The 26,370-nt window shown below is 57.3% G+C and carries 11 protein-coding genes; all 11 read right to left on the minus strand.

The features are described 5' to 3' along the window. Positions 1-24: 24 nt before the first annotated feature. The 11 genes from F1379_RS25535 to F1379_RS25585 all read right to left on the minus strand — a co-directional run bounded on the left by F1379_RS25535 (position 25) and on the right by F1379_RS25585 (position 26,365). Positions 25-10,257, minus strand: coding sequence for a non-ribosomal peptide synthetase (locus F1379_RS25535; protein WP_150275297.1), 10,233 nt, complete (start codon positions 10,255-10,257; stop codon positions 25-27). A gap of 37 nt (positions 10,258-10,294) precedes the next feature. Next, complete coding sequence (locus F1379_RS25540; RefSeq protein ID WP_150275298.1) at positions 10,295-13,504, minus strand: non-ribosomal peptide synthetase; 3,210 nt, start codon at positions 13,502-13,504, stop codon at positions 10,295-10,297. Next, on the minus strand, positions 13,492-14,673 hold the full coding sequence (locus F1379_RS25545) for an acyl-CoA dehydrogenase family protein (protein ID WP_239004809.1): 1,182 nt from the start codon (positions 14,671-14,673) through the stop codon (positions 13,492-13,494). Before F1379_RS25545 ends, F1379_RS25540 begins: the two co-directional genes overlap by 13 nt. Before the next feature lie 3 nt (positions 14,674-14,676). Then, positions 14,677-16,452: an asparagine synthase (glutamine-hydrolyzing) gene (gene asnB, locus F1379_RS25550; protein ID WP_150275300.1), complete on the minus strand. Its 1,776-nt coding sequence runs from the start codon at positions 16,450-16,452 to the stop codon at positions 14,677-14,679. A 21-nt stretch (positions 16,453-16,473) separates the two neighbouring features. Beyond that, the gene (locus F1379_RS25555) at positions 16,474-18,318 is read right to left on the minus strand and encodes a KamA family radical SAM protein (RefSeq protein WP_150275301.1); all 1,845 of its coding nucleotides are present in this window, start codon (positions 18,316-18,318) and stop codon (positions 16,474-16,476) included. Then, a complete protein-coding gene (locus tag F1379_RS25560) occupies positions 18,312-19,331 on the minus strand; it encodes an adenine nucleotide alpha hydrolase family protein (protein ID WP_150275302.1) in 1,020 nt (339 codons plus the stop codon). Before F1379_RS25560 ends, F1379_RS25555 begins: the two co-directional genes overlap by 7 nt. A 34-nt stretch (positions 19,332-19,365) precedes the next feature. Beyond that, positions 19,366-20,865, minus strand: a complete 1,500-nt coding sequence (locus F1379_RS25565) for an AMP-binding protein (protein ID WP_162551286.1) — start codon at positions 20,863-20,865, stop codon at positions 19,366-19,368. Then, on the minus strand, positions 20,852-21,115 hold the full coding sequence (locus F1379_RS25570) for an acyl carrier protein (protein ID WP_150275304.1): 264 nt from the start codon (positions 21,113-21,115) through the stop codon (positions 20,852-20,854). The genes F1379_RS25565 and F1379_RS25570 overlap by 14 nt, the downstream gene beginning before the upstream one ends. 55 nt (positions 21,116-21,170) lie before the next feature. Continuing rightward, complete coding sequence (locus F1379_RS25575) at positions 21,171-22,379, minus strand: FAD-binding protein (RefSeq protein WP_150275305.1); 1,209 nt, start codon at positions 22,377-22,379, stop codon at positions 21,171-21,173. After that, positions 22,376-23,164 carry an electron transfer flavoprotein subunit beta/FixA family protein gene (locus F1379_RS25580; protein ID WP_150275306.1) on the minus strand — a complete coding sequence of 263 codons (789 nt, stop codon included), beginning with the start codon at positions 23,162-23,164 and terminating at the stop codon, positions 22,376-22,378. The genes F1379_RS25575 and F1379_RS25580 overlap by 4 nt, the downstream gene beginning before the upstream one ends. A 387-nt stretch (positions 23,165-23,551) precedes the next feature. Next, positions 23,552-26,365 (minus strand): glycoside hydrolase family 2 TIM barrel-domain containing protein, encoded by a 2,814-nt coding sequence (locus F1379_RS25585; RefSeq protein WP_150275307.1) that lies wholly within the window; start codon positions 26,363-26,365, stop codon positions 23,552-23,554. Positions 26,366-26,370: the final 5 nt, after the last annotated feature.

Consider the following 26,370-nt stretch of genomic DNA (forward strand, 5'->3'; position numbering starts at 1 on the left):
GGATTCCTCCTTCAGCTTCTTCTTTTATAGCGGGAGCTCCTCTTTGACCAGGAGACTGCAAGGCTCCAGCCTGCCGAGGATTGCCGCTGCCGTGGGTGCACCCATCAGCTCAAGAATGGGAATGACCGCCTGATATTCCTCCTCCAGCAGCATCGCAAGCTGCACGAAGACGATGGAATTGGCCCCGTAATCGAACAGGTTATCCTCAAGGCCAAGCTGTCCGGTATCCAGCAGCTCCTCCAGCAGCCGGACAAGCTTCAGCTCTTCCGGCGTACGCGGGAGCCGGACCTCACGCCCGCCCGGGACATCGGCATCCGGAAGCCGGCCTGTATCGGTCTTGCCGCTGGCATTCAGCGGAATCTCGCCAAGGGTGACGAACGCTTCCGGAATCATGTAGCCGGGCAGCCATTGCCGGCAGAACCCGGACCAGTCTTCATCCTCACCTTCGTTCGCAAGCACCAGATATGCAATCAAGCGGCTCAGTCCCGATGCTCCCGGCTTGGCCGTGACCACGGCGTTGATCACATTCGGATGCTCCAGCAGCGTGTGCTCGATCTCGCCGGGCTCGATCCGGAAGCCGCGAATCTTCACCTGCTGATCGATCCGCCCGAGATATTCAATTACGCCGTCCGGACTCCAGCGGGCCTGATCGCCGGTTCTGTACATCCGTTCATGCTCATGGAACGGATGGGCCACGAACCGTTCTGCGGTCAACTCAGGCCGGTTCAGGTAGCCTTTGGCCAGCCCGGCTCCGGACAGGCACAGCTCTCCGGGCACTCCGGGCGGGCACAGCCTTTGGCCGGAATCCAAAATACAGGCTTTCATATTCGCAATCGGCCTGCCGATGGGCACCACTGCAAGCTCAGCTGAATCCGGTACAGAGTAGGCCGTTGCATATATGGTGATTTCAGTCGGCCCATAAATATTCTCCAGCCGGACGCAGGGAAGAGCCTCATAGAACCGCTTGGCCACATGTGGCTTCAGCGCCTCACCGGCTGCAAATACATATTTCAGCGTTTCCTGCCACGTATTCATATTCCGGCGGGCCGCCACCTGCAGAAATACATCCAGCATCGACGGAGAGAAATTCAGATGGGTTACCGCATAGCGGCGGACCGCATCCATCACGCCATCCGGTTCCTTTTCCAGGCCCGGCTCCAGAATGGCCAGCCTGCCGCCTTCAAAGAACCAGCCGAACAGCTCCGTTGCCGATACATCGAAGGTAAAGGCGGTCTTGAGCAGGTAGGTATCGCCGGAAGTCAGCGGGTAGACCCGCTGCAGATACAGGAGCGTATTGAGCAGCGACCGCTGCTCGATCAGCACGCCCTTGGGCTTGCCGGTTGAACCCGAGGTGTACAGCACATAAGCCAGTTCCTCCGCTGTTCTGGACGGCAGGCTGCGTACCGCTGCATTCCCGGATTCGTCGGCTTCTGCTTCGGCTCCCGCTTCACTTGCCAGCTCGGAAATAAGATGCTGTTCAAGCTCCAGTTGTGCAGGGAGCGTACCCATAGGCCGCTCCAGCAGGAGATGCCGTGAGCCGCTGTCTTCCAGAAGATAGCGCAATCTTTCCGGGGGCGTTCCGGGGTCAACGGGCAGATAAGCGGCTCCGGCGGCCAGGACAGAATAGATTCCAATGACCATCTCCATGCTTCGGTCCGCCGCAACCGCTACAATGCAGCCCGGACCAATGCCCCGCTCCATTAACCGGGAGGCAGCTCTGATGCAGGCTGCATTTAATTCGCCATAGGTCATGGCGTTATCCCGGAACAGCAGTGCTGTACGTTCGGGCATCGCTTCCGCCCGTTCCCGGAACAGCTCATAAATGCCTTTATCCATTGGATAAGCTTCTCCGGTATCATTGAACTGATAAAGCAGGGCTTCGGTTTCATCTGCCGTCGCCAGCTCCAGTTCGGCCAGAGCCACATACGGATTAGCCGTAATCTGTTCCAGGAGATGAAGATAGTGGGCGCTCATCCGCTTGACTGTTTCCCGCTTATACAGCCTGGTGGCGTATTCCCACTCCAGACGCAGGGACGATTCCCCCACCTCCGCCGTCAGGGTCAGGTCAAACTTGGATACCGGATAGTCAAAGGAGCACTCGTGAAATGTGGCATCCCCCAGCTTCAGCGGCTCATCGGAACGGTGCTGTAACGCAAACAGGGTATCGAACAGCGGATTGCGGCTCGGGTCACGCACCGGCTGCAGCAGCTCTGTCAGCCTTTCAAACGGCGTATCCTGATGCTCCAGGGCTTCAAGCATTTCCTGCTTCACTTCGCCGAGCCATTCCCGGAAGCTGAGGTCTGGCCGAAGGCGTCCTCTCAGCACCAGCGTGTTGACGAACAACCCGACCATTTCTTGAACTTCGGTCTGTCTGCGTCCTGCTGCCGGAGTGCCCACGAGGATATCCTCCTGCCCGCTGTATTTGAACAGCAGGACATAATAGGCAGCCAGCAGCGTCATGTACAGCGTAGCCTCCTCACCCGCAGCCAGTTGGCGCAGCCTTTCGCTTAAGCCAGCATCGGCTTCGCTTACCAGGCGGTCGCCTTCGAACGACTGGAATGCCGGCCGGGGATAATCCGGGATCAGGTTCAGCACCGGCAGCTCACCGGACAGCTTGTCCAGCCAGTAGGCCTCCTGCTTGCGCAGCTCCTCTGTTCCCTCGCGTCCTTCCTGCCACACGGCATAATCCTGGTACTGTAATGACTGCCCGCTGCCGTTATCAATATCATCCTTGCCAACGATCCCGCCTACTCTACCGAGCCCTTCCGGAACCGGCTTCCCGTTTGCAGTGCCGTAGCTGTCCGGATTCACTTGTCCGCTACCGAAATCGTCATGACTGGATTCTTCCCTGCTGCTGAGCAAGACCGTTCCGACAGACTCAGGAAGGCCGGATGCAGGTATGCCGCTGTGCGGCTGTTCTTCCGCCGCAGCAATGTTCCCTGAGTCTCCGGCGAAACCATACAGCTCGGCCAGCTCTCGAAGAAGAATCTCTGTTGACACCCCATCGGTGATGATATGGTGTGCATCCAGTACCAGCACCACGCCGCCTTGTGCCAGCTCGACAAGTCCGGCCCGCAGCAGCGGCGCCTGTCCCAGGTCGAACGGGCGGATCAGCCCCTGAACCGTTGCCGTTACCTCTGCTTCTTCGTCCGCCCATCTGTGCTCCAGCGGAATGTGAACTCTGTCCGCTATCCGCTGATACAGCTTGCCGTTCCTCATGTAGAAGGACGTCCGCAAGCTGCCATGGCGCCGTGCCAGTGCATCCAGCGTGCGCTCCAGCCGCTCCGGCTCCAGGCCGCTTGCGCTCCGCAGCACCAAGGGAACGTTGTATCCGATGCCCCCCGGCATCATCTGACTGAGCACATACATCCGTTTCTGGCTGGCTGTAGCGGGATAGTCGCCGTCCAGGGACTCCACTCTCGGAATCATGCAGTTCTTAACCGCTCGTTCCGGAGAAGCCGCCGCGATTCTTTCGGCCAGAAGCCGGATCGTCGGGGCGGCGAACAGCTCCTGCAGTGTAAGCTCCACGCCCATCCGTTCCTGAATGCGTGACAGCAGCACCATCGCCCGCAGCGAGTGACCGCCGCATTCGAAGAAGTGGTCGTCCGCCAGCACTGTCTCCCGGTGCAGCACCTCGCTCCAAATGGCGGCGAGTGCAGCTTCCGTCTCCCCTTCGGGGGCCCGGGCGCCTGTGACTTCCGCCGGCTCCTCGGGCGGGTCCGGCAAGCGACGCCGGTCTACCTTGCCGTTGGCGGTCACCGGCAGCTTCTCCAGCCGGACGAACCGGGACGGCAGCATATACCCCGGCAGCCGCCGGGACAGCTCGCTCCGGAGCTGTTCCAGCTCGGATTCGCCGCAAACAACATAAGCGCACAGATACTTGCTTCCGCCCGGGTCCTCCCGGACCGTTATGGCCGCTTCCACTACCCCCTGCTGCCCTTGCAGCAGCGTCTCGACCTCACCCGGCTCCACGCGGTAGCCGCGGATCTTCACCTGCTGGTCCAGCCGGCCAAGGAACAGCAGCTCACCGCCGGGCAGCCATTTCGCCCGGTCTCCGGTCTTGTACATCCGCTGCCCCGGCCGGAACGGGTCGGCGGTGAACCGCTCGGCCGTCAGCTCCGGCCGGTTCAAGTATCCGGCGGCCAGTCCGTCGCCGCCGACGACCAGCTCGCCGGGCACGCCGACCGGCTGAAGCTGGCCACGGCTGCTGAGCACATAAGCCGTGGAATTCGGTACCGGACGGCCGATCGGAATGCCGCCGTCCGCCACCACCTTGCCGATCCTATGGCCGGTGGAGAAGGTGGTGTTCTCTGTGGGACCATACATGTTCCACAGCTCCAGGTCCGGGCAGGCCTCCCGGACGAGCCGGACCTGCCGCGGAGGCACCAGATCGCCGCCGGTGAGCAGGCAGCGCAGCGGAGCGAACAGCGCCGGATCTTCCTCGGCCAGCTGCTGGAACAGTGCTGCAGTTAACCACAGCAGCGTAATTCTCTGCTCGCGGAGAAACTCGCCGAGCTTCTTGCTGTGCAGCAGAATGTCGTTGCCTGCCAGAACCAGCGGCAATCCGTTCAGCAGCGCCGCCCAGATCTCATATGTCACTGCATCGAAGCCCGGCGAGCCGGTGAGCAGAATCCGGTCGTCCGGTGCAAGCTTAAGAACGCCGCCTCCGTGGACCAGCCGCACCACATTGCGGTGCGTCACCATGACCCCCTTCGGCGTACCGGTGGAGCCGGAGGTGTACATGACATAGGCCAGCGAATCGCCACCGGAGGGCCGGAGGGTATTGTCAGTCTTACCCGTTACGTCATCCCCGCCGGTTACATCAGTGTCGCCAGTTACGTCGGCCCTGCCGGTTCCATTTGCCTGCCCGGCGCCAACGCCCGCCGCTGAACCGAGCTCGGCCGCCGATAACGTAAGGCTCGGCAGCGGGCAATCCGCAGGAGCTTCAAGGCTGTCCTGTACCAGAAGCAGCCCGGCCCCGCTGTCCTCCAGCATGAAACGGGTCCGCTCCGGCGGATAGGCCGGGTCCAGCGGCAGATAGGCGGCCCCGGCTTGCAGGACTGCGAGCATCGCGATGATCAGCTCCGGGGACCGTTCGGCCAAGATGCCGACTATGCTCCCGGGCTGTAGACCTGCGTGTCTCAGGCGGCGAGCCAGACCTGCCGACTGTTCCTTAAGCTCCCGGTAGCTCCAGGAGTGTGCGCCAGCGCGGAGCGCGGGCAGTTCAGGCGTACGCGCGGCCTGTTCTCCAAATATTTCGTGAATCCCTTTGTTCTTGGGATACGGCTCTTCCGTACTGTTAAAGGTATGAATAAGTTCAAGCTTCTCTTCAGGCGCAACCATTTCAAGTTCGGACAAAGGCACATCCGGATGAGAAGTAATCTCGTCCAGTAAGCGGAGATAGTGTGTACTCATCCGCATAACGGTCTCCCGCTCAAACAGCTTCGTAGCATATTCCCAGTCAAAACGCAGCCAGGATGCTCCTTCCTCTGCAGTTACCGTCAAGTCGAACTTGGAAACCGGGTAGTCGAAGGAGGCTTCATAAAACCTGGCGTCCGCCAGCCTGAGCGGCTCCTCAGAGCCGTGCTGTATCGCAAACATGGTATCGAACAGCGGATTGCGGCTGGAATCCCGCACCGGCTGTAAACGCTCCACCAGCTGCTCAAAGGGCGTATCCTGATGCTCATAGGCTTCCAGCGTTTCCCGCTTCACTTGGCTCAGAAATTCCCGGAAGCTAAGCCCGGACAAGGGGCGTCCACGCAGGACAAGCGTGTTGACGAACAACCCGACCAGGTCCTGCAATTCCGGTCTTTGCCGCCCTGCTACCGGCGTTCCCACCAGAATATCCTCTTGTCCGCTGTACCTGGAGAGCAGGACAAAATAACCGGCCAGCAGTGCCATGTACAAAGTGACACCCTCCGCCGCAGCCAACCTCTGAAGCCGTTCATGTAAGGCTGCACCGGCTTCGGTTACCAGACGGTCGCCTTCAAATGATTGAATTGCCGGCCGGGGATGATCCGGAACCAGGTTTAATACCGGCAGCTCCCCGGACAGCTTGTCCAGCCAATAAGCCTCCTGCTTACACATCTCCTCCGTTCCCTCGCGTTGTTCCAGCCACACAGCATAATCCTTGTATTGTAATGGCTGCTTGCCGTCATTATCGTTATCATCCCTGCCAGCTACCCCGCTGACCTCACCGTGACCTTCCGGAACCGCCTTCCCGTTCGCAGTGCCGTAGCTGTCCGGATTTACTTGTCCGCTACCTAAATCGTCATGACCGTATTCTTCCCTGCTTCTGAGCAAGACCGTTCCGACAGACTCAGGAAGGCCGGATGCGGCTATGCCGCTGACCGGCTGTTCTTCCGCCGCAGCGATGTTCCCAGTGTCTCCGGCGTAACCATACAACTCGGCCAGCTCTCGAAGAAGAATCTCTGTAGACACCCCATCAGTAATGATATGGTGGGCATCCAGCACCAGTATCACGCCGCCTTGTGCCAGCTCGACTATTCCTGCCCGCAGCAGCGGCGCCTGCCCCAGATCAAACGGGCGGATGAGCGACTTCACTTCTTCACGGGCCTCAGTCTCGTCGTCAGCACATTTGCACTCCAGCGGAATGTATACCGTGTCTGCTACATGTTGCCGGAGCTTACCGTCCCTCATGTGAAATGATGTCCGCAGGCTGCCATGGCGCTGCGCCAATGCATTCAGTGTGCGTTCCAGCCGCTCCGGCTCCAGCTTCCCTTCGCTACGCAGCACCAGCGGCACATTGTATCCGATGCCCCCCGGCATCATCTGACTGAGCACATACATCCGTTTCTGGCTGGCTGTAGCGGGATAGTCGCCGTCCAGGGACTCCACTCTCGGAATCATGCAGTTCTTAACCGCTCGTTCCGGAGAAGCCGCCGCGATTCTTTCGGCCAGAAGCCGGATCGTCGGGGCGGCGAACAGCTCCTGCAGTGTAAGCTCCACGCCCATCCGTTCCTGAATGCGTGACAGCAGCACCATCGCCCGCAGCGAGTGACCGCCGCATTCGAAGAAGTGGTCGTCCGCCAGCACTGTCTCCCGGTGCAGCACCTCGCTCCAAATGGCGGCGAGTGCAGCTTCCGTCTCCCCTTCGGGGGCCCGGGCGCCTGTGACTTCCGCCGGCTCCTCGGGCGGGTCCGGCAAGCGACGCCGGTCCACCTTGCCGTTGCCGGTCACCGGCAGCTTCTCCAGCCGGACGAACCTGGACGGCAGCATGTACCCCGGCAGCCGCCGGGACAGATCGTTTCGGAGCTGTTCCAGCTCGGATTCGCCGCAAACAACATACGCGCACAGATACTTGCTTCCGCCCGGGTCCTCCCGGACCGTTATGGCCGCTTCCACTACCCCCTGCTGCCCTTGCAGCAGCGTCTCGACCTCACCCGGCTCTACGCGGTAGCCGCGGATCTTCACCTGCTGGTCCAGCCGGCCGAGGAACAGCAGCTCACCGCCGGGCAGCCATTTCGCCCGGTCTCCGGTCTTGTACATCCGCTGCCCCGGCCGGAACGGGTCGGCGGTGAACCGCTCGGCCGTCAGCTCCGGCCGGTTCAAGTATCCGGCGGCCAGTCCGTCGCCGCCGACGACCAGCTCGCCGGGCACGCCGACCGGCTGAAGCTGGCCACGGCTGCTGAGCACATAAGCCGTGGAATTCGGTACCGGACGGCCGATCGGAATGCCGCCGTCCGCCACCACCTTGCCGATCCTATGGCCGGTGGAGAAGGTGGTATTCTCTGTGGGACCATACATGTTCCACAGCTCCAGGTCCGGGCAGGCCTCCCGGACGAGCCGGACCTGCCGCGGAGGCAGCAGATCGCCGCCGGATAGAAGGCAGCGCAGCGGAGCGAACAGCGCCGGATCTTCCTCGGCCAGCTGCTGGAACAGTGCTGTAGTTAACCACAGCAGCGTAATTCTCTGCTCGCGGAGAAACTCACCGAGCTTCTTGCTGTGCAGCAGAATGTCGTTGCCTGCCAGTACCAGCGGTAATCCGTTCAGCAGCGCCGCCCAGATCTCATATGTCACTGCATCGAAGCCCGGCGAGCCGGTGAGCAGAATCCTGTCGTCCGGTGCAAGCTTAAGGACGCCGCCTTCGTGGACCAGCCGCACCACATTGCGGTGCGTCACCATGACCCCCTTCGGCGTGCCGGTGGAGCCGGAGGTGTACATGACATAGGCCAGCGAATCGCCACCGGAAGGCCGGAGGGTATTGTCAGTCTTGCCCGTTACGTCTTCTCCACCGGTTACATCAGTGTTGTCAATTACGCCAGCCCTTCCGGTTCCATCAGCCTCTTCAATTACGCCAGCCCCACCAGTTCCATCAGTCTCACCAACTAGGTCAGCCCCACCGATTACATCAGTCTTACTATTTACGCCTCCTCTACCGGTTCCATATGTCTGCCCGGCGCCAACGCCCGCCGCTGCTCCAAGCTCGGCCGCCGACAACGTTAGACTCGGCAGCGGGCAATCCGCAGGAGCTTCATGGTCTTCCTGTACCAGGAGCAGGCGGGCTCCGCTGTCCTCCAGCATGAAGCGGCTGCGCTCCGGCGGATAGGCCGGGTCCAGCGGCAGGTAAGCAGCCCCGGCTTGCAGGACCGCGAGCATCGCGATGATCAGCTCGGGTGACCGTCCGGCCAATATGCCGACAATGCTGCCGGCCTCTACGCCAGCTTGTCTCAGGCGGCGGGCCAGCGCTGCGGATTGCCCGTTAAGCTCCCGATAGCTCCAGATCTGCTCTCCGGAGAGCAGCGCTACCCGCTCCGGTGTCCGGTCAGCCTGCGCATGAAATAGCTCATGAACCCCTGCGTCCCGGGGATAAGGGGCCTCTGTCTCATTGAACGTATAGATCAGTTCATTCCGCTCCGCCGGGTCAAGCAGTGTTAAATCCGATATGGCAGCGGACGGATCAGCGGCAACCTGGCGCAAGAGATTCACATACATGGACAAGAAACCCTGGACAGTCTCCTCCTTGAACAGGCCTGTATGGTACTCGGCCCAGAGGTGAGTCTTCCCGTCCTGCTGGCGGACATCGAGCAGCAGATCCGTCTGCGTTGCATTCGCATCCGATTCCAGATGTCGTTCCTGCAGACCTGCGAACGGCTCCGTCTCTGCCCCGGCCGAGACCATATTGAACATGGTGCGGAACAGCGGAATCCGCTGAAGCTCACGCTCCGGATTCAAGGCCCGGACCAATCGTTCAAACGGATAATCCTGCATGTAATACGCATGGTCCACTTGCTCATGAACCTGCTTAAGCAGCCCGGTGAAGCTGCTATTGTCGTCGAAGCGGAGCCGCACGGCAACGGTATTCACGAAGAAGCCCGCAAGCTGGTTGTACTCGGGTCCGTAGTGCCGCCCGTTGAACACGGTGCCGACTACGATATCCTGTTCACCGGTTAGTTTATGAAGCAAAGCATAGAACAGCGCCATCAGCCCGGAGAACAGCATGGTCCGGTTCATCATGCAGTGAATCCGCAGCTGCTTCACCAGCTCCTCCGGAAGCTCCAGCGAGGTGAGCGCCCCTTGGAAGCTAAGCTCAGATGACGGCGGTGCATCTGCGGGCAGATCCAGAAACGGTACCTCATCCTTTAATTCCCCAAGCCAGTAGGCTTCCTGTTCGTGTGTCCGCTCTTCGTCAAATGTCTCTCTCTGCCACCTGGCATAGCTGCCGTAGCTGAAGGCGACATCCGGAAGCCCATGAGCTGTCCCCTGAACCCGGGCGCTATACATCCGCTTCAGATCCCGCCACAGAATCTGGATGCTTGTGCCGTCGGCTATGATATGGTGCAGCTTGAGCAGAAGGATGCTTTCTGTCTCTGTGGCCAGGACCAGCACTGCCTGAAAGAGCAGGTCTATGCCGTCCAGGCGGATAGGAAGATACCATAAATCCTGAAGCAGCCGGCCGATGGCCTGCTCCCGCGGCTCCTCCGGCATGCTTCTGAAATCCGCCACCCGGAACAGCGCTCCGGGATCGCGTGTAAACGACTGGTACGGGGAGTCTCCCTGCCAGCCAATTACGCTTCGCAGCACGTCATGCCGCATAGCCAGCTCCCGGACCGCCTCACGCATCGCAGCGGTGTCGATATTGCCTTGCAGCTTCAGGGAGGATACCAGATTCCAGACCGAGCTGTCCGGAACCATTCCGGACATGAAATACAAGCGCTCCTGCTGATAGGATAAGGGATGAACCTCCTCCTGCCCGGCAGGCAGCAACGGCGGATAAGTCCTTAACGGATTACCCATAGCACCCAACTCCTTCCTTCGCTTAATCCTTAGCCGCCTATACCGCCGAGGCCTGAACCAGCGGTTCGATCATCCGGGCCAGGTCGGACAGTACCGGAAGATCGAAGAAATCCAGCAGCGATACACTGATTCCGAAGGCTTCCTCGATCTCGGTGACAAACCGGATGGTAAGCAGCGAATTGCCGCCCAGATTGAAAAAATTGTCGTTTATGCTGATCCCCTGTAAATGCAGAACCTCTTCGGTGATCTCGATCAGCTTCTGCTCCACATAAGTAAGCACACGGTCGTTGCCGGTGCCTTCAGCAAGCCCGGCTGCCGGAGCGGGAAGTGAACGGTAATCCACCTTGCCGTTCGTGTTCAGGGGGATGGCGTCCAGAATGACATAGGCGCCCGGAATCATGTATGCCGGCAGCCACTGTGCCAGGAATTCCTGCCATTGCCCTTCCTGTCCCTGCTCCGCCAATACCATGTAAGCTACCAGACGCTGCTGGCCCGCTTCGTCCTCCCTGACTTGAACGACTGCACGCCGGACAGCGGGATGCTTGAGCAGGGTATGCTCGACTTCGCCGGGCTCGATCCGGAACCCGCGCACCTTAACCTGCTGATCCATCCGGCCCAGGTATTCCAGCGTGCCGTCTTCCCGCCAGCGGGCCAGGTCGCCGGTCCGGTACAGCCGCTCACCCGGAACAAAGGGATCATTCATAAATTTCTCCTGCGTCAGTCCGGGCTGGTTCAGGTACCCCCGCCCCACACCAAGACCGGCCAGACAGAGCTCGCCCGGGATGCCGGGAGGGAGCAGCTGCAGCTGTGAATCCGTAATATAGACCCGCATATTGGATACCGGTCTGCCTATCGGTACAGCGGCTTCAGCGTCCTGCGGTCCGGCGGAGTGAATGACCGCGTAAATGGCGGTTTCCGTCGGCCCGTACATATTTTCCAGACGCGTCCCGTGCACTCTGTCGAAGAAACGCTTGACCACATAAGGCTTAAGCGCCTCGCCAACAGAGAACACTACCTTCACGCCATCCCACTCGGCGGCGTCCCGTTTCTCTGTAGCTTCAAGGAAGGTACCCAGCATGGACGGCGAGAAGTTCACATGTGTTACATGATGATCCACTATGGCATCCATGATGCCCTGCGGGTCTTTCTCCAGTCCCGGCTCCAGAATAACCAGCCTGCCTCCGTCGTGGAACCAGCCAAACAGCTCGGCAATCGAGACATCGAAGGTATATGCAGTTTTGAATAGATGAGCATCTCCGCCCAGCAGAGGATAGCTCCGCTGCAAATGAGTCAATGTATTGACGATAGAGCGGTGCTCCAGCATGACCCCTTTCGGTGTGCCGGTCGAACCCGAAGTATAAATGCAATAGGCCAGATCTGATGAACTATTGATGTTGTCATTGGCGTATGGCCCTTCTTCGTATACCGAAAGATCGGCAATCGGTATGATCTTCGCGGGCCCGGCCGCGATATCGCCGAATTCCGGCTTTTGGACCAGTGCATGGACGGCACCGCTGTCCGCGAGAATGTAGCGCACTCTCTCCCGGGGAGTTGCCGGGTCAATCGGCAGCACGGTTCCACCTGCCTGAAGGATCGCATAGATGCCAACCACCGTCTCGATGCAGCGTTCACCGATCACGGCAACCATACTTTCCCTTCCCACACCGTTCATGCGTAAGAAGGAGGCCAAGCGTCCGGCAGCGGCGTTCAATTCTCCATAGGTCATTGACGTTCCCTTGAACTGAAGTGCAGTTTGTTCCGGTCTCACGGCGGCACTGGATGCAAATAACTGATGCAGGCACAGGTCATCATGCGCTGCTTCTGTATTGTTGAAGGCGTGCAGGATCATCCGCTTGTCCCGTTCACTGGCCAGACTCAGCTCTTGAAGCTGAATATCCGGGCGTTCGGCGATTTGTTCCAGCAGCAGTACATACATTTCGAGTAAATGCCGGACGGTCGATTCACGGAACAAATCGGTGTTGTATTCCGCATACAGCATCGTTCTCGATTCGTCTTCACGCACATCGAAGAGCAGGTCCGTCTGCGCTGCTTCTCCTTCTGTAGCCACCGCTTCCTCGGACAATCCCGTAAATTCCCATTCCTCCCGGCGCTTGGTGACCATATTGAACATGGCACGGTATAGAGGGCCTCCCGCTCCGCTTCGTTCCGGATTCAGTGCCTGGATCAGCCGTTCAAACGGATAATCCTGCATGTCGTACGCTTCGTTGACCTTCTGCTGCACCGCTCCCAGCAGCTCCATGAAGGTCATACCTTCCGTTACTTGCTGGCGGATAGCTACCGTATTCACGAAGAAGCCGGCCATCTGGGCCAATTCCTTACTGTAATGCCTGCCGTTAAAGACCGTGCCGACGATGATATCCTCCTGGCGGGTGCACTTATGCAGCAGCGCCTGGTAGACGGCCAGCAGGCCGGAGAACGGGATGGCCTGATTCTTCATACAGATGCCTGCCAGACGCTTGAGCAGCGGCTCCGGCAGCTCAAGCCCCGTTACGGCTCCTCTGAAGCTGGTCTGGGAAGGGGCCGGATAATCGCAGGGAAGATCCAATATCGGCAGGTCACCGCCGAAGGAGTTCTTCCAGTAGCGTTCTTGCTCCAGTGTATTCCCGTCATTGAACGCTTCACGCTGCCAACGGGCGTAATCTCCATAGTCCAGCTTCAGCTCCGGGAGCTCGCGAACCATGCCATCCGCCAAGGTGTTATAGAATACCTTCAGGTCCCGCCACAAAATCTGAAAGGTGGTGGCATCGGAGATGATGTGATGGAGCTTGAGGATCAGGTAATATTCCTCTTCCCCGGTCTGAACGAGCCTTGCCTGAAACAGCGCATCCTTCTTATCCGGACGGATCGGCAGACGCCACTCCTCCTTCAGCATCCGGTCAACAGCCTCACCCTTAGGTTCTTCAGGAGATGCATCCAGCACGCTGACCGTTAACCGGCCGCCGCGCTCATCCCTGAAGCTCTGGAACAGCTCCTTATCTTCCCAATGAACGGCACTGCGCAGCGCGGCGTGGCGCTTCACCAGCATCTTCACGGCCCCCTGCAGCGCCGGTAAGTCCAGTTGCCCGGTTAACCGGCGAACACTCACGCGGTTCCACAGCGGACTGTCTTCGAGCAGACGGGACAAATAATAGAGCCGTTCCTGCTGAAACGACAGCGGTGCTGTCAAGCCTTGCTCCGAGACGGCTGGTATCGTATATTTCCGTTTTTGCTTTGTCATCGAACCCATCGCTTCCCTTCCTCTGGTTTTGCGCGTTTCTCCTGGCGCATCAGTTCCTCCACGATGATCATCCGCTGAATCTCCGAGGTACCGTCGCCGATTTCTGTCAGCTTGGCGTCCCGGAAGTAGCGCTCCAGCGGCAAATCCCGGGAATACCCGTAACCGCCGAAGATCTGAATCGCATTCTTGGTGACACGGTTCACCATTTCCGAGGCAAACAGCTTCGCCTCAGAGGCTTCCTTCATATAAGGCTGTCCCGCTTCCTTCAGCCGTACCGCCTTTTCGAGCAGCAGCTCCGAGGCGTTGATGCCCATTTCCATATCCGCCAGCATATTGCCGATGGATTGGAACTGGAACAGGTACTGGTCGAATTGCTTGCGTTGTCTGACGTATTCAAGACACTGCTTTCTCGACTCTTCCGCGATGCCGAGGGCAATGGCGGCCATTCCCAGCCTTGCGGATACGAGCGTATGATGGAGAATCGGCAATCCGAAGTTCTTTTTGCCAATCAGCTGGCTTGAAGGTATCTTCACCTTGCTGAACGTTAAGCTGCCCGTATCTGATCCCCGCATGCCCAGCTTCTTTTCTTTGTGCTCCGATACCTGAACCCCGCGGGTCCCGCTCTCTACCACAAACAGGCTGATGCCCAGCGATTTCTTCTCGGGAGCCGTCTTGGCCGGGACGATGTAGTAGTCAGCGACATTGGCATTGGTAATAAACGCTTTGCTTCCGGTCAGCTCGAAATACCCGTCCTGCTCCACAGCTACAGTCGACATGGAAGCCATATCCGACCCGCTTCCCGGCTCCGTCAGCGCGAATGCCCCGATTCGCTGGCCCAGGATCATCGGAATCAGAAAGCTTCGTTTCTGTTCTTCCGTACCGAACGCATCAATCGGCGTGCAGCTCAGGGTGCTGTGCGATACCAGCGTCATTGCCGTCGAAGCGCAGGTCCGGGCCAACCGGCGGATGACCGCCAGATATACGGAATAATTCAGTCCCAGCCCCTCATAGCTCTGCGAAAAAGGTATACCGGTCAGACCGAGCCTCCCCATCTCCTTGAAGGTCGCCATCGGAAACCGTTCCTGTTCGTCAATCTCTTTGGCGACGGGGGCTACATGCTTGAGCACAAACTCTTCCGTCGTTTCCATTACATATTGGCGCAGCTCGATATCGTTCATCATTCACACTCCAAATGTCTTGTGCCATAATTCCAGAGCGAGCATGGCATGGGCCGTCCGGAATATAGCCAGATTGTCCAGCTTGGCATAGTCCCCGCGTTTGTTCATGAAGTCTGCTACCTTCTTCCGGTCAAAATAATCAGAGATTCGGGAATTCCCCGACTCGACCAGCTCAAGCGCCGCGCCGCGCTGACGGAATATCGATTTCGGATCTACCGGGAAAGGAAACGGCTTCTTCTTGCGGTCCACGATCTCAGCTGGCAGGAAAGCACGGCTTACTTCCTTCAGGAACCACTTCTCCGTATCGCCTTGCAGCTTATATTCGGACGGCAGGCAGGAGATCATTTCCACAATGCGGTAGTCGAGGAATGGGACCCTGACTTCGACGCTGGAGGCCATGCTCATTTTGTCCTGACGCTCCAGCATCTCCAGCAGATAGACCTTAAGGAACATGTAGAGCACTTTGTTAAGCCTGTCCTTCGTATGGAAACGGGTCATCATGCCTTCGATTGAATGCTGCAGACGGCTGCGGTAGCCGGTATTCGCTTCAATTTCGGGAACCAGCAGCCCGGATACCTCCGATTGATATGGCGCCCAGGGGAACTGGCTCATTCCGCCGGAAGCCGCTTCCTGGAGAAAAAAGAAATATCCGCCGAACAATTCGTCTGCGCCCTCCCCGGAGATGACCACCGTCGCCGCTTGCTTCACTTGACGGTAAAGCAGATACAGGGAAGGCGTTGTCAGCTCTACCGGCTTCTCCATATGCCAGGTCACCTGCCCCAGGATATCCGTGTACTCTGCCGGATCGAATAAATACTCGTGGTGATTGGTCGATAATTGGTCGGAGAGCAGGCGGGCATAACGGGTGTCGCTGGCCCCGTAATTCATCCGCACATTATTCGAGAACTCCAGGGAGAAGGTATTGAGCCCAGAAGGGACAGACTTTACCGCCAAGGCCGTCAGCAGGCTGGAATCCAGTCCCCCGCTGAGGAGCGTGCCGAAGGGGACCTCGCTCATGAGTCGCATCTGCACGGCCTCCTCCAGCAGCGCGGCGAATTCCTCCTTCCACTGCCGGAGGGACCCGCCTTGCCGGCGGTTGTCATCCAGATTCAGCTCCCAGTAGCTTTTGATGTCCAGGCGTCCGTCCGCCACTGTCAGTTCACAGCCCGGAGGCAGGGAGCGGATGCCCTGAAACATGGTCCGGTCCTCCAGAATGGCCGTACTGAACAAATACTCGGGAATGGCCGCAAGCTCCAGGTTCGCCTGTACATCCGGATGCTGCAAAATCGCTTTGATCTCGGAGGCAAAGATCACACAGCTGCTGTCGGCGTAATAGTAGAGCGGCTTGACACCCATGCGGTCCCGCGCGAGCAGCAAGGTCTCCCGTCCGGGGTCCCAGATGGCGAAAGCGAACATGCCGTTACACCGCTTGACCCAGTCCGGCCCATACTCCTCATAGCCGTGAATCAGCACCTCCGTATCGCAATCGGAACGGAATTTGTGGCCTTTCAGCAAGAGTTCGGACTTCAGTTCTTTGTAGTTATAAATTTCACCGTTATACGTAATCCAGACGGACCCGTCTTCATTGCACATTGGCTGCTGGCCCAGATTCAGGTCAATAATGGACAGCCGCCGGTGACCCAGCCCGATATGCCTGTCCACATGGATTCCCGAACCGTCCGGACCGCGGTGAAGCATCCTATCGTTGACCCGGCCCAGCAATTCCGGGGAGACCCGGTGATCCCGGTCCAAATGATAGATTCCGCATATCCCGCACATGGCGCACCTCTCTTCCGGCGTTTAGTAGTAGTACCAGATGGTATCGTAATCGCGGATATCCTCGCCTATCGCCTGCAAATCGTTCAGATAGTCCGCAATCGGCTTGTCCTTGTAAATATAGGTGTTCACGGGCGCCATGTATTTCTCCCAAGGATAAAATTCGTAGATTCTGCTGCCTTCCCCGTCGATCATGATAATCTCATGGTCCTGCCAGGCATTCAGCTCGTTCTTGCCGAGGGACGGAACATTGAAGACCGGCTTGTCCGTCCGTACCGTCCCCGGCATCAGCCGCGCTTCCTCCTTCTGCTCTTGCAGAAGACGGGCAATCGGCACCTTGAAATCCTCTGTTTCCTCTTTGGCCTTCAGATTGAACAGGTAGTAGGGAGTAATTCCAATGCTCTTCAGCTCTTCCCGCAGGAAGCAGGTTTCGAATCTGCGGCTGTTGAACCGTGTAAAGACCTGCTGATTCAAGACATCAATTCCCAGACGCTTTAATTGGCCCACCGCTTCGGCCATTTCGGCGGAGATTTCATAGGCATGCTCGACATGGGTCACAATCGTTATAGTCTGGTGCGGCGGGCGGTGGTAGCGGCGCAACAGGTCCAGTAATTCTTCGTTAAAACGCATCGGCAAGGTAACAAGCGTCCGGGTGCCGATGCGGATTCTCCGGATATGCGCCATCTCCGCAAAGCCGGCAAGAATGCGTTCGAGCTTGGCGTTGCCCAGTGTGAGCGGATCGCCGCCGGTAATCAGCACCTCGTGAATGCCCGGATTGCTGCTGAACCATTCCAGGGATTGCTGCAGATTCGCGGACGGCGGGTCGGCAAGCTGGTCCCCCGTCTCGGACAGCTCCCAATTCCGCTGACAATAGACGCATATCTGTGGACACCACAGAAATGGCTTAATGATCGCTATGTGCGGATAGCGCCGGGTGACATGGTCCTCGGGTGAGGTGTCCGTCTCCCGCATGAAATCCTCTGCTTCCAGCCGGACCTCACCGTCCAGCATCCGCCGGATATATCCGGGGCCGGGAATGACCTGGGCACGCAGGCAGCGATCCGCTGCATTCTCGCCGGGGCTGCGCTCCATCAGGGATAGATAGAACGGAGTGATGCCGAAGGCCAGTCCGTGCGCCTCCGCTGCCTGAATGCCTTTGATTTCGCTGTCAGACAAATCAATAATCTCCTGAATCTGCTCCGCATCCTTGTAAATATGCTTCAGGTGCCACCGGTAGTCGTCCCATTCTTCCGCCGAGCTGTTCAGCTTCCCTAGGATAAGCGCCCGGTTCTCGTATCTTCGGCTGATGATCTCCGCTTCCATTCCGGAGCGGTAACCGTTCTTGAGCTTCACCGCTTCATACTGGTCTGTCTTCCCGTTCAGATACTGTGACCGGACGATGGCTGCCTCCCGCCCATGCCGGCCAACGAAGCCGGGCACTTCACGGATACAGATGCCGGATTTCGAATAAATCCCGGAGAGTCCGATGACACCTTTGAACAGATGCTTCATCTCTTCCAGAAAAGCGTCGCTGATCCCCGTCCATTCCTCGTCGGCCCAATGCATCGTAGCCAGCCGGTGCAGCGCGGAAATGCAGCTGAAGCCGGTCTTGTGTTCGCTTCCGGGTGAAATGATCGTCCGGAACACCTGGATGCAGTCCCGGGTGTTCTTCTTCTCCAGCGGATGCAGCAGGCATCCGGCATCGAGAACATTTTGCTCACAACGGTTGAGGTAAGCATAAAGCTCCAGCCGTGCCTCCTCGACTGTCGGACTAAGGACCAGCAGGCGCAGAATTTCCGGGTTGGCATCGAGCAGCTCGGATATTTTGGCCCGGGATACAGCCGGGGCTCTACCGATGCCGGTTACCATTCAGGCACAAGCTCTCCAAGGGCTGCTTCCACTTCGGCCGCAAGGACCTCCGTTATCCGCTCCGGATCAGATACTCTGCGGATAGCTTCATCGCGGCTGATGATCTTTTGCCGGACCAGCATGCTCATTTCAAAATCATAAGGATGAAAATGATAGGTTTCACAATGCTTCTTGATGCCCAGAGAATTCAGCTTGCAATTCGTAGAGTTGGGATCGACATCGGTCGGCTTGCTCCAGCCCAGAGCGGCAATTTCACGGTAGATGAGCTGCTCGTCATATCCAAGAATCGGGAACGGATTGATGGTATACGGAAACGGCTTGGTCTTATACTCCTCCCGCGTGAGCATCAGCAGATCATACAGCCGTTCATCTCCCAGTTGATCCACCAGCGGCTTGAACAGCCTGCGCCGAAGGGCATAGGGGATCGTGTTATCCCGGAAGATCAGCTCATTCTCCGACTGGATCATTTGGCCGGGACTGTTCCCCAGCATCACCATGGGAATGCCTTTCTCTATCGCTACTCTCAGCGCCATCGTGGATACCATGCGGATACAGGAAATGCAGATCCCGCTGCCGAACTTGGTCAGATGATCGGGATACATCCGGTGGCCGCAGCTTTGGGCAAAAATCCGGTTCATCGACGACTGTCCCGGTCTGACGATCAGATGATCTACATTCAGCCTGCCTAATACCGTCCGCATATTCCGGAATGAAGCCTCCGACATATAACCATTGTCAAAGGTAACCGCGAGAATAGACAATTGGTAAGCCGATTGCAGACGGTGAATCAGGTAGGTACTGTCTTTGCCGCCGCTGTAGGCGACAAGCGCGTCATAGGTCCTGCCGTGTCCACGGTTATCACGGATAATGGTCTCAAGCTTGTCCTTCAGTGACTCTCCTGCAAATGGCTGATTCCCTTCTCCGGCCTCCAGGCAGTACTGGCAGACACCGCTCTCATCGAAGCGGATTCCGGGAAACGTATCGGGCAATATACAAGCTGTGCAGCGTTTCATTCTTGAACTCCCCTCCCTCGCCGGATAACCGGCCTTATAATTGCGAACGGCTGATTTTGAAATTGGCGGTCCGGGGAAGCTCCCGGACAAACTCCACGCGGCGGGGAATCATATAATGCGGCAGGTGGCGGCGGCTGTAGCGCAGAACGGCATCGCTGTCCAAGGAGATTCCTTCCTCGCATACCACCAGTGCTTTGATCCCGTCCGGCTGATCCTGGGCAATATCCCGGGTAACAGCCACTTCCTTGACACCTTCCAGCTTCAGCAGCGCTTCTTCAATCTCCTCAGGACTGACGCGGAACCCCATGGATTTCAGCAGCATATCCTTTCTTCCCAGGAAATACAGATACCCGTCGGCATCTCGCTTTCCCAAATCACCGGTATAAAGCGATGAACCGCGAAAGACCCTGGCAGCCTGCTCCGGACGGTTCCAATATCCCGGTGAGATAAACACGCCCTCATGGACGATCTCCCCTTCTTCCTCCGGACCGCAATCCTGTCCGGCTTCATTCACCACTCTTATGGTTACACCCGGAAGCGGCTTGCCGACAGATCCGGGGCGATCGGCGGATTCTTCCGGCAGCAGACAAGTGGAACGGAAGGCTTCGGTGGTGCCGTACATCATATAGAATTTAGTGTCAGGAAGAACCTGCTTCAGCTCTGCCAGTTCCTTCGCCGGAAAGCTCTCGCCAATGATAGTTACATAGCGAAGCTCGTTGTACCGTTGTTTGATGAATGGAGAATGCCGCTGCATAAGCATCCGCCAAAAAGACGGCACGGCATGAAAGCCCGTAATGCGCTGCTCCAGCAGGGTCTTGACGATATCCTTGGGAAAGAGCGATTCCTGCAGCACCAGCGTCGCTCCGACATGCACAGCGGTAAACAACTGGCTTAAGGCTCCGTCGAAGGAGAACGGCGATACGCTGATAATCCGGTCCTCCCGGGTATTCTCAAGCAGCCGGGCTGAAATTTCTGTCGCATCCTTAAAAATTCGATGGGTGACAATAATTCCTTTGGGTCTGCCGGTAGACCCGGATGTATAAATAAGAGCGGCAGGCTCAGAACCATCACCAGTGCAATCAATGGCGGGAGGCAGGACAGAATATGCTTCCGGATGGAACCCCAATTCTCCGTGAACCGCCCCTGCACCAAAAGTTACAACCTGACAATCGCTTTCTGTCAGCATGCCGGACTTCGCCCAGATTCTTTGCTTGGATTCGTGCAGAAACAGCAGCCGGATTCCGCAATCCCGGATAATATGTGTCAGCTGCTCCTCCTTAAAGTGAGGATTCAGATGTACAAACACGGCTCCAGCCTTCATTGCCCCAAACAAGAGTGGTATTTCCTCCAGACATTTCGGCGAGAAAATGCCGACGCGTTCGCCCCTGCCAATTCCATGATCCATCAGGAAGCGGGCCACCTGGTTGGAAGCTTCTTCGGCTTCGCGATAAGTATATTGACGGTCACCGCCTATTACCGCTACTTTATCCGGTAACTCCGCAGCCGCCCGGGTCAGCGCTTCATACACCCACATTCCGCTGCCGCTCTCCGCTCTTCTGGTTAACCAGCTCGTATAAGCCTGCAATGGTACCGAACTGTTGAATATCCACATCCTCATCCGTAAGTTCAACGCCATAGGTATTCTCCAGGTGCGAAATCATATCCAGCACATCCAATGAGGTCAACAAACCGGATTCAAACAAGTGATCGGATGGCTCCAGGCCTTCTTCACCCGTAAGCTTGACAATATAGGCAGTGATCTCTGCCAGCAGCGTATTACTCATAAGTGACACTCTCCTTGGTATTTGATATTTAAAAGGCTATGGCTATCCGCTCAGCTCAATCCATTCCGTTCCGGCTCCGTGCTGCCCTCCTCTCCCGGATACGCTCACTCAGCCTCGGCAGGACTTGCCGTACATCACCGACGATACCGTAATCTGCATATTGAAAAATGGGAGCATCGCGGTCGCTGTTGATAGCGATGACCCTGTCCGCCTGATCCATTCCTATGGTGTGCTGCAATGCGCCGGAAATCCCGCAGGCGATGTAAAGCTGCGGCCGGACTATCGTTCCCGACTGCCCGATCTGGTGTGTGACATCCAGCCAGCCGGATTCGACAACCGCCCGGGTTGCCCCGATTCTTGCATCCAGAAGATCGGCCAGTTCATACACCGAATCAAGCTGCTCCGCACAGCCGATGCCTCTGCCGACTGCCACAATAATTTGAGCGTTCGCAAAATCATTCCGCAGCCGTTCTATCTTGCGGCTCTCCAGCAATTCATAGACCGAATTCAGCCCGGAGATGTCGTCCGTCCGGTTCACGATAAGTCCGCCGGAGGGCTGATATACAGGAGGAGGACGGAACGCCCCCTCCTTCAGCGTGGCCATTTGCGGGCGATGGCGCGGGATATGAATATCCGCCATTAGCTGTCCCCCGAATGCCGTCCGGGTTACAACCAATCCTTCATGCTGCGGATCTATTGCTGCTTGAATACAGTCGGCGCATAAGCCGGTGTGCAGCCGTACGGCGGCATACCCCATCACCGAACGTTCAAGGCTTCGGTCGCCGGACAGTACAATGGACGGGCCCAGTTCTTTAAGCCAATCTGTTACCAGTCCGGCATGCAGGTCCACTGCGTAGGGGGTTAGCCTGGAATGCTCGGCCATCCATACCTCATCGGCGCCGCAGCGGATAGCTTCTTCGGCAGCCTCATGAACATATTCGCCGAGCAGGAAGGCGGTCAGCCGTTGCCTGTTGTGTTCCTTAAGCCTTAATCCGGCGCCAAGCACTTCCAGCGAACCTTCCGACAATCTGCCCGCTGTAGCGGTCAAGTACAAACAAATCCCGCGCTGCTCAGCGGTTTCGACCGGATCATCATGCATTTCATCGGATATGGCGTCCATCGGGCAGGAGTCACGGCACATCCCGCAATCCGTACATAAGGCTTCGTCAATTACAAGGTCATGCGATGCTGTGGAGATTGCATTGAAGAAACATTGCGAGACACAATTCAGACAGCGGGAGCACCGCGCTGTACATATTCTCATAGGGGCCTCCCGTCTGGTTGATCGAGGGCGGCGGATACCGTCTCCAAAATTTCATCCAGTTGATGCTCACCGATAAAGACGGCCGCTCCTCTGCTCTTGTAACTGTAATCACTCTTTACCGTGCGGATCACTTGGGTCGGGGACTCTCTCGATCCGATACCCGCTCCGGATAATCCAAGGTCGTGTTGGTCCCAGACTATTACCTGTTTGCTTGAAGCGGCCAGCCTGCCGCGTATGGAAGGAATTCTCGGTGTATTGGCGCTCCTTCTGATCGTCAGAAGCGCGGGGATTGGCAAACGGATGCGCCAGGCATAGGTTTCATTGACCTTATCAATAATTACGCTGTGCGGATCGAATGTAAGCACCTGTTCGACGCCTAACTGATGGGGGATTTCCAGAATCGCGGCCAGCCCCGGACCGACCTGGCCTGTCTCGCCGTCAATGGCCCGTTCGCCTGTCAGGATGAGGTCAAAGGGCAGCAGCTTATGGACAGCGGCCGCAAGGATCTTGGAGGTGGCGTAGGTGTCCGAGCCGGCGAAGCCAGGTGAGCTCAGCAGTACCGCTTCATCCGCACCTGCGGCGAGCAGCTCGCGCAGCAGGCCTTCGCAGCCGGGCGGCCCCATCGACAAGGTGGTTACACGGCTTCCGTCCGCAAGCTCCTTGATTCTGAGCGCTTCTTCGAGTGCGTTTAAATCATTGGGATTGTTAATCAGGGGAACGGATTCTCTGCCGCTTCCCTCCCCTTGTCTCGCGGGTACTTGTTTGACGCAAACAATAATATCCATGGGTCCCCCCAGACGGTAAAGTAAGTGAAATCAGAGAAAAAACAGGTGATGGATATGCGAAGTACCATTTATTGTTTGTATCCATCTATTAATACCTTCTTAATACACATTATGGTTTATTTAGTGACTAATGTTAATTAACAAGAATCTTAACACCTTTAAAGCTCATAAACAGTCGAACAATGTCGATAATATAATTTTCATATATTGGACAAATAGTAGTCGTTTCTTTATATGGTTTTTTTTGACACCATCTAACATCATCTTGTGCCTTCTGCTATAATCAGAGATTCAGAGAATAATGCACAAAAAGACACTGGGCAGAGCCCAGTGTCTGGACACAGCGAAAGCAAAGCTCCGCTGAACCTGAATTATTAAATTGTTGAATTATTGAATGAGCTGGAGAAGCTCTTCGCGTGAAGCCTCAACCTGTGGCTTGAACTCCGCAGACTGAATATAATTGCCCAGGCTGGTCAGGAATTGTCTGCCTTCCACCGTACCGCTGATCTTGTCCGCATCCAGCGGGCAGACCAGCAAATTGCCTGCGCCCACACGGCATTCGAACAAGAAGCCCAGCTTGTGGTTGCGCTCGAAGTTGTCGATGGTCTGGACAATCGGGCTCCATTCCTTGGAAGTGCCGTCCAGAATAAGCGATTTCGAATTCTCGATAATGCTCCACCATGGATACGTGGAATGCGTTGCGGACGGGAAATCGCGCAGCGCCGGATGGCTGTTGTCAATCAGGAGACCCATGGTGCCAACCGGTACCGGCCGGTTCATGGACTCGGAGATGGAGCGGAACATCGGGTAGCACCAGAAATCGGTGGCGTAGAAGCCGTCGATGGCATTCTTCAGCGAATCCGGTTTTGGCATCAAGAGCACATTCTCTCCGCGTTCCAGCGCGGCAAAGGCTTCTGCGGACAGCTCGTTAAATACAGCAATGCCGTCAATTCCAATGCCCTGCTGCTGCGGGTAAATCCATAAATCATAGCTCTTGCGGATATCGGTGCCCTTGATTTGCAGCGAAAGGGTGGCCTGCGTCATCCGCTCAACCGCAGGCAAGGCAGCGTCCACATCACCGATTTCGATATAATTAGCCCCTGCCGGGATGGCGAACCCTTCCGTGCCTTCGGCTACAGTCACCTGGTCCGCCGTCAGCTTCCAGTCCAGCTCCAGTGCAGCCGGCGCACTGTCGCGGAACCAGCTCAGCTCCACCTGTGCACTGAACGGTTCTCCGCCGGCATAATTGAATTTCGCGAATCTGGCCAGCAGAACGGCATCGTTGCAGAACGTGCGCCACTCCTCCGGCGTAATCAGGCCTTTGGAATCCATGAAGGCATCCAGGATGCCGACCAGCGCCGTACCCTGACCGCTGAAATCCTGCAGGTCAAGCAGCTGGAACCCGGCCAGACGGCGGGAACGGAAGGCAGCCTCCAGTTCTTCTTTGTAGCAGGCGACGGCAAGCTGTCCGGAATTCTTGAAATAGGCCTCTGCCAAATGGCCCAGCCCCTTCTCTTCGAGCCGTTCCCGGAAAATCACAAAATTCTCCGCTTTAATAGAGCCTGTATACTTCTCAATTTCCGCGAAATTCGGGAAAGTGGCGTATTGTCCGATTTCATGGGAGAGGACCGGCATGTCCGGAATCCATTCGCTGGAATCCTCGCCGGCTTTAACAGTCTTCGCTTCCGTGCCATACTGGATTTGAATTTCGCCACCGGTTTCGGAAAGCGTTTCATGGCTGTGCCCGAAGTCCGGAGGGATGATCTGGTCGTCATAATCCTTCATGGTTCCCGGCAAGGCGGTCTGGACATGTCCCAGCGGTGCGTCGCACATGGCATAGGAGCCTCTGAACAGCCGGTCGCGCGTGAAGCGCACCCCGCAGAAGAAGTCGTCATGCTCCAGAATTTCCGGCACCCATTGATGGTTGTTCGAGCCCTGTGTATACAGAGGTCTGTTATCGAATTCCTTATACGCTTTCAGGATCGAGTCGATCTTGCTGCGGCTGCCCCATAGCTCATTGCCCAGCGACATCATGACGAAGGACGGATGATTGCCAAAGGCCTGCAGCATCGCATAGCCTTCACTGATCAGGTAATCCTGCTCCGCCTGATTGTGGCCTTCATCGCCTTCCACGGTAATGGTTCCCCAGAACGGAAGCTCCGGCTCCATATAGATCCCCAGGATGTCGGCGGCGGTAAAAGCGGCCTCCGGCGGACAGCAGGTATGGAAGCGGTAATGATTGAAGCCGTAAGACTTGGAGATGCCCAGGATTCGTACCCATTCCTCCACATCGGTCGGCGCGAAGCCCGTCAGCGGGAAGATCAGACCGTCATGCTTGCCGCGCAGGAAGGTCTTGTCCCCGTTAATCGTGAATTTATCGCCCTCCGCCTTGAATTCCCGGAGGCCGAAGACCGGCTGGTGGCGGTCGGAAACTACGCCATTGCCGTCTTTGACTTCAATGTTGATATGGTAGAGGTTCGGTGCAAATTCGCTCCAGAGCAGCGCATCCTGGCCCAGGGCGTATTCAAGCTTGAACGAACCCGGTGCAACGGTGAATTCGCGTTCCGCCGCCGAATGCTCCGAATCGCTGTTGAAGCTCTTTGCCGATACAGCCACTGTTGCCGCCTGAGCCCCCTCCAGGGTTCCCGTGATTCGCACCGAACGGGCAGCAAGGTCTGCATCCAGCCGGATGCCGGTTAAATAAGAGGCGCCGGAGAATTGCAGCTCCATGCGGCCGGTAATACCGTTCCAGTTGGTCTGGGTATCCGGCGAGGTCATGTGGCCGCCCTTGGTCGGGTAGCCAATATTGGACACCCGGATGGTAAGGGTCTGCCGTCCAGCTTGCAGCAATCCGGTGAGATCGTAGACATGGGCAGTGTTAAGGCTGTCGCGGCTGCCGATTTCCTGTCCGTTCAGCCAGACGGTCGTCATTCTCGTCCGTTCCAGGTACAGGAAGCAGGTTTGTCCGGCAAGCGCTTCCGTAATTTCGAATTCCTTGGCATACCAGGCATGTCCCTCAAAGCGGTATTCATCGGTCAGGGAACCGATTAACTTCTCTTCATTCCGGGGTCCTTTGCGGGCGTGCGAGGTCGTTCCCGGCAGCTCAATGACATCTGTGAACTGCTGCGGTGACGGCAGCTCCCGTTCTTTCTCATCGAGTAACAGCTTCCATTCGCCTTCCAGACTGATTGTTGTATGCACATTCT

The organism is Paenibacillus tepidiphilus, assembly GCF_008635795.1.
In the GTDB taxonomy this organism is placed as follows: Bacteria; Bacillota; Bacilli; order Paenibacillales; family Paenibacillaceae; genus Paenibacillus_AQ; species Paenibacillus_AQ tepidiphilus.

What these genes read in the sequence shown, in the direction of transcription:
- F1379_RS25535 (WP_150275297.1), bottom strand. Translation starts at nt 10,257, where the DNA reads ATGGGTAATCCGTTAAGGACTTATCCGCCGTTGCTGCCTGCCGGGCAG.
- F1379_RS25580 (WP_150275306.1), bottom strand. Translation starts at nt 23,164, where the DNA reads ATGGATATTATTGTTTGCGTCAAACAAGTACCCGCGAGACAAGGGGAG.
- F1379_RS25575 (WP_150275305.1), bottom strand. Translation starts at nt 22,379, where the DNA reads ATGAGAATATGTACAGCGCGGTGCTCCCGCTGTCTGAATTGTGTCTCG.
- F1379_RS25565 (WP_162551286.1), bottom strand. Translation starts at nt 20,865, where the DNA reads ATGTGGGTGTATGAAGCGCTGACCCGGGCGGCTGCGGAGTTACCGGAT.
- F1379_RS25570 (WP_150275304.1), bottom strand. Translation starts at nt 21,115, where the DNA reads ATGAGTAATACGCTGCTGGCAGAGATCACTGCCTATATTGTCAAGCTT.
- F1379_RS25545 (WP_239004809.1), bottom strand. Translation starts at nt 14,673, where the DNA reads ATGAACGATATCGAGCTGCGCCAATATGTAATGGAAACGACGGAAGAG.
- F1379_RS25555 (WP_150275301.1), bottom strand. Translation starts at nt 18,318, where the DNA reads ATGGTAACCGGCATCGGTAGAGCCCCGGCTGTATCCCGGGCCAAAATA.
- F1379_RS25540 (WP_150275298.1), bottom strand. Translation starts at nt 13,504, where the DNA reads ATGGGTTCGATGACAAAGCAAAAACGGAAATATACGATACCAGCCGTC.
- F1379_RS25560 (WP_150275302.1), bottom strand. Translation starts at nt 19,331, where the DNA reads ATGAAACGCTGCACAGCTTGTATATTGCCCGATACGTTTCCCGGAATC.
- asnB (WP_150275300.1), bottom strand. Translation starts at nt 16,452, where the DNA reads ATGTGCGGGATATGCGGAATCTATCATTTGGACCGGGATCACCGGGTC.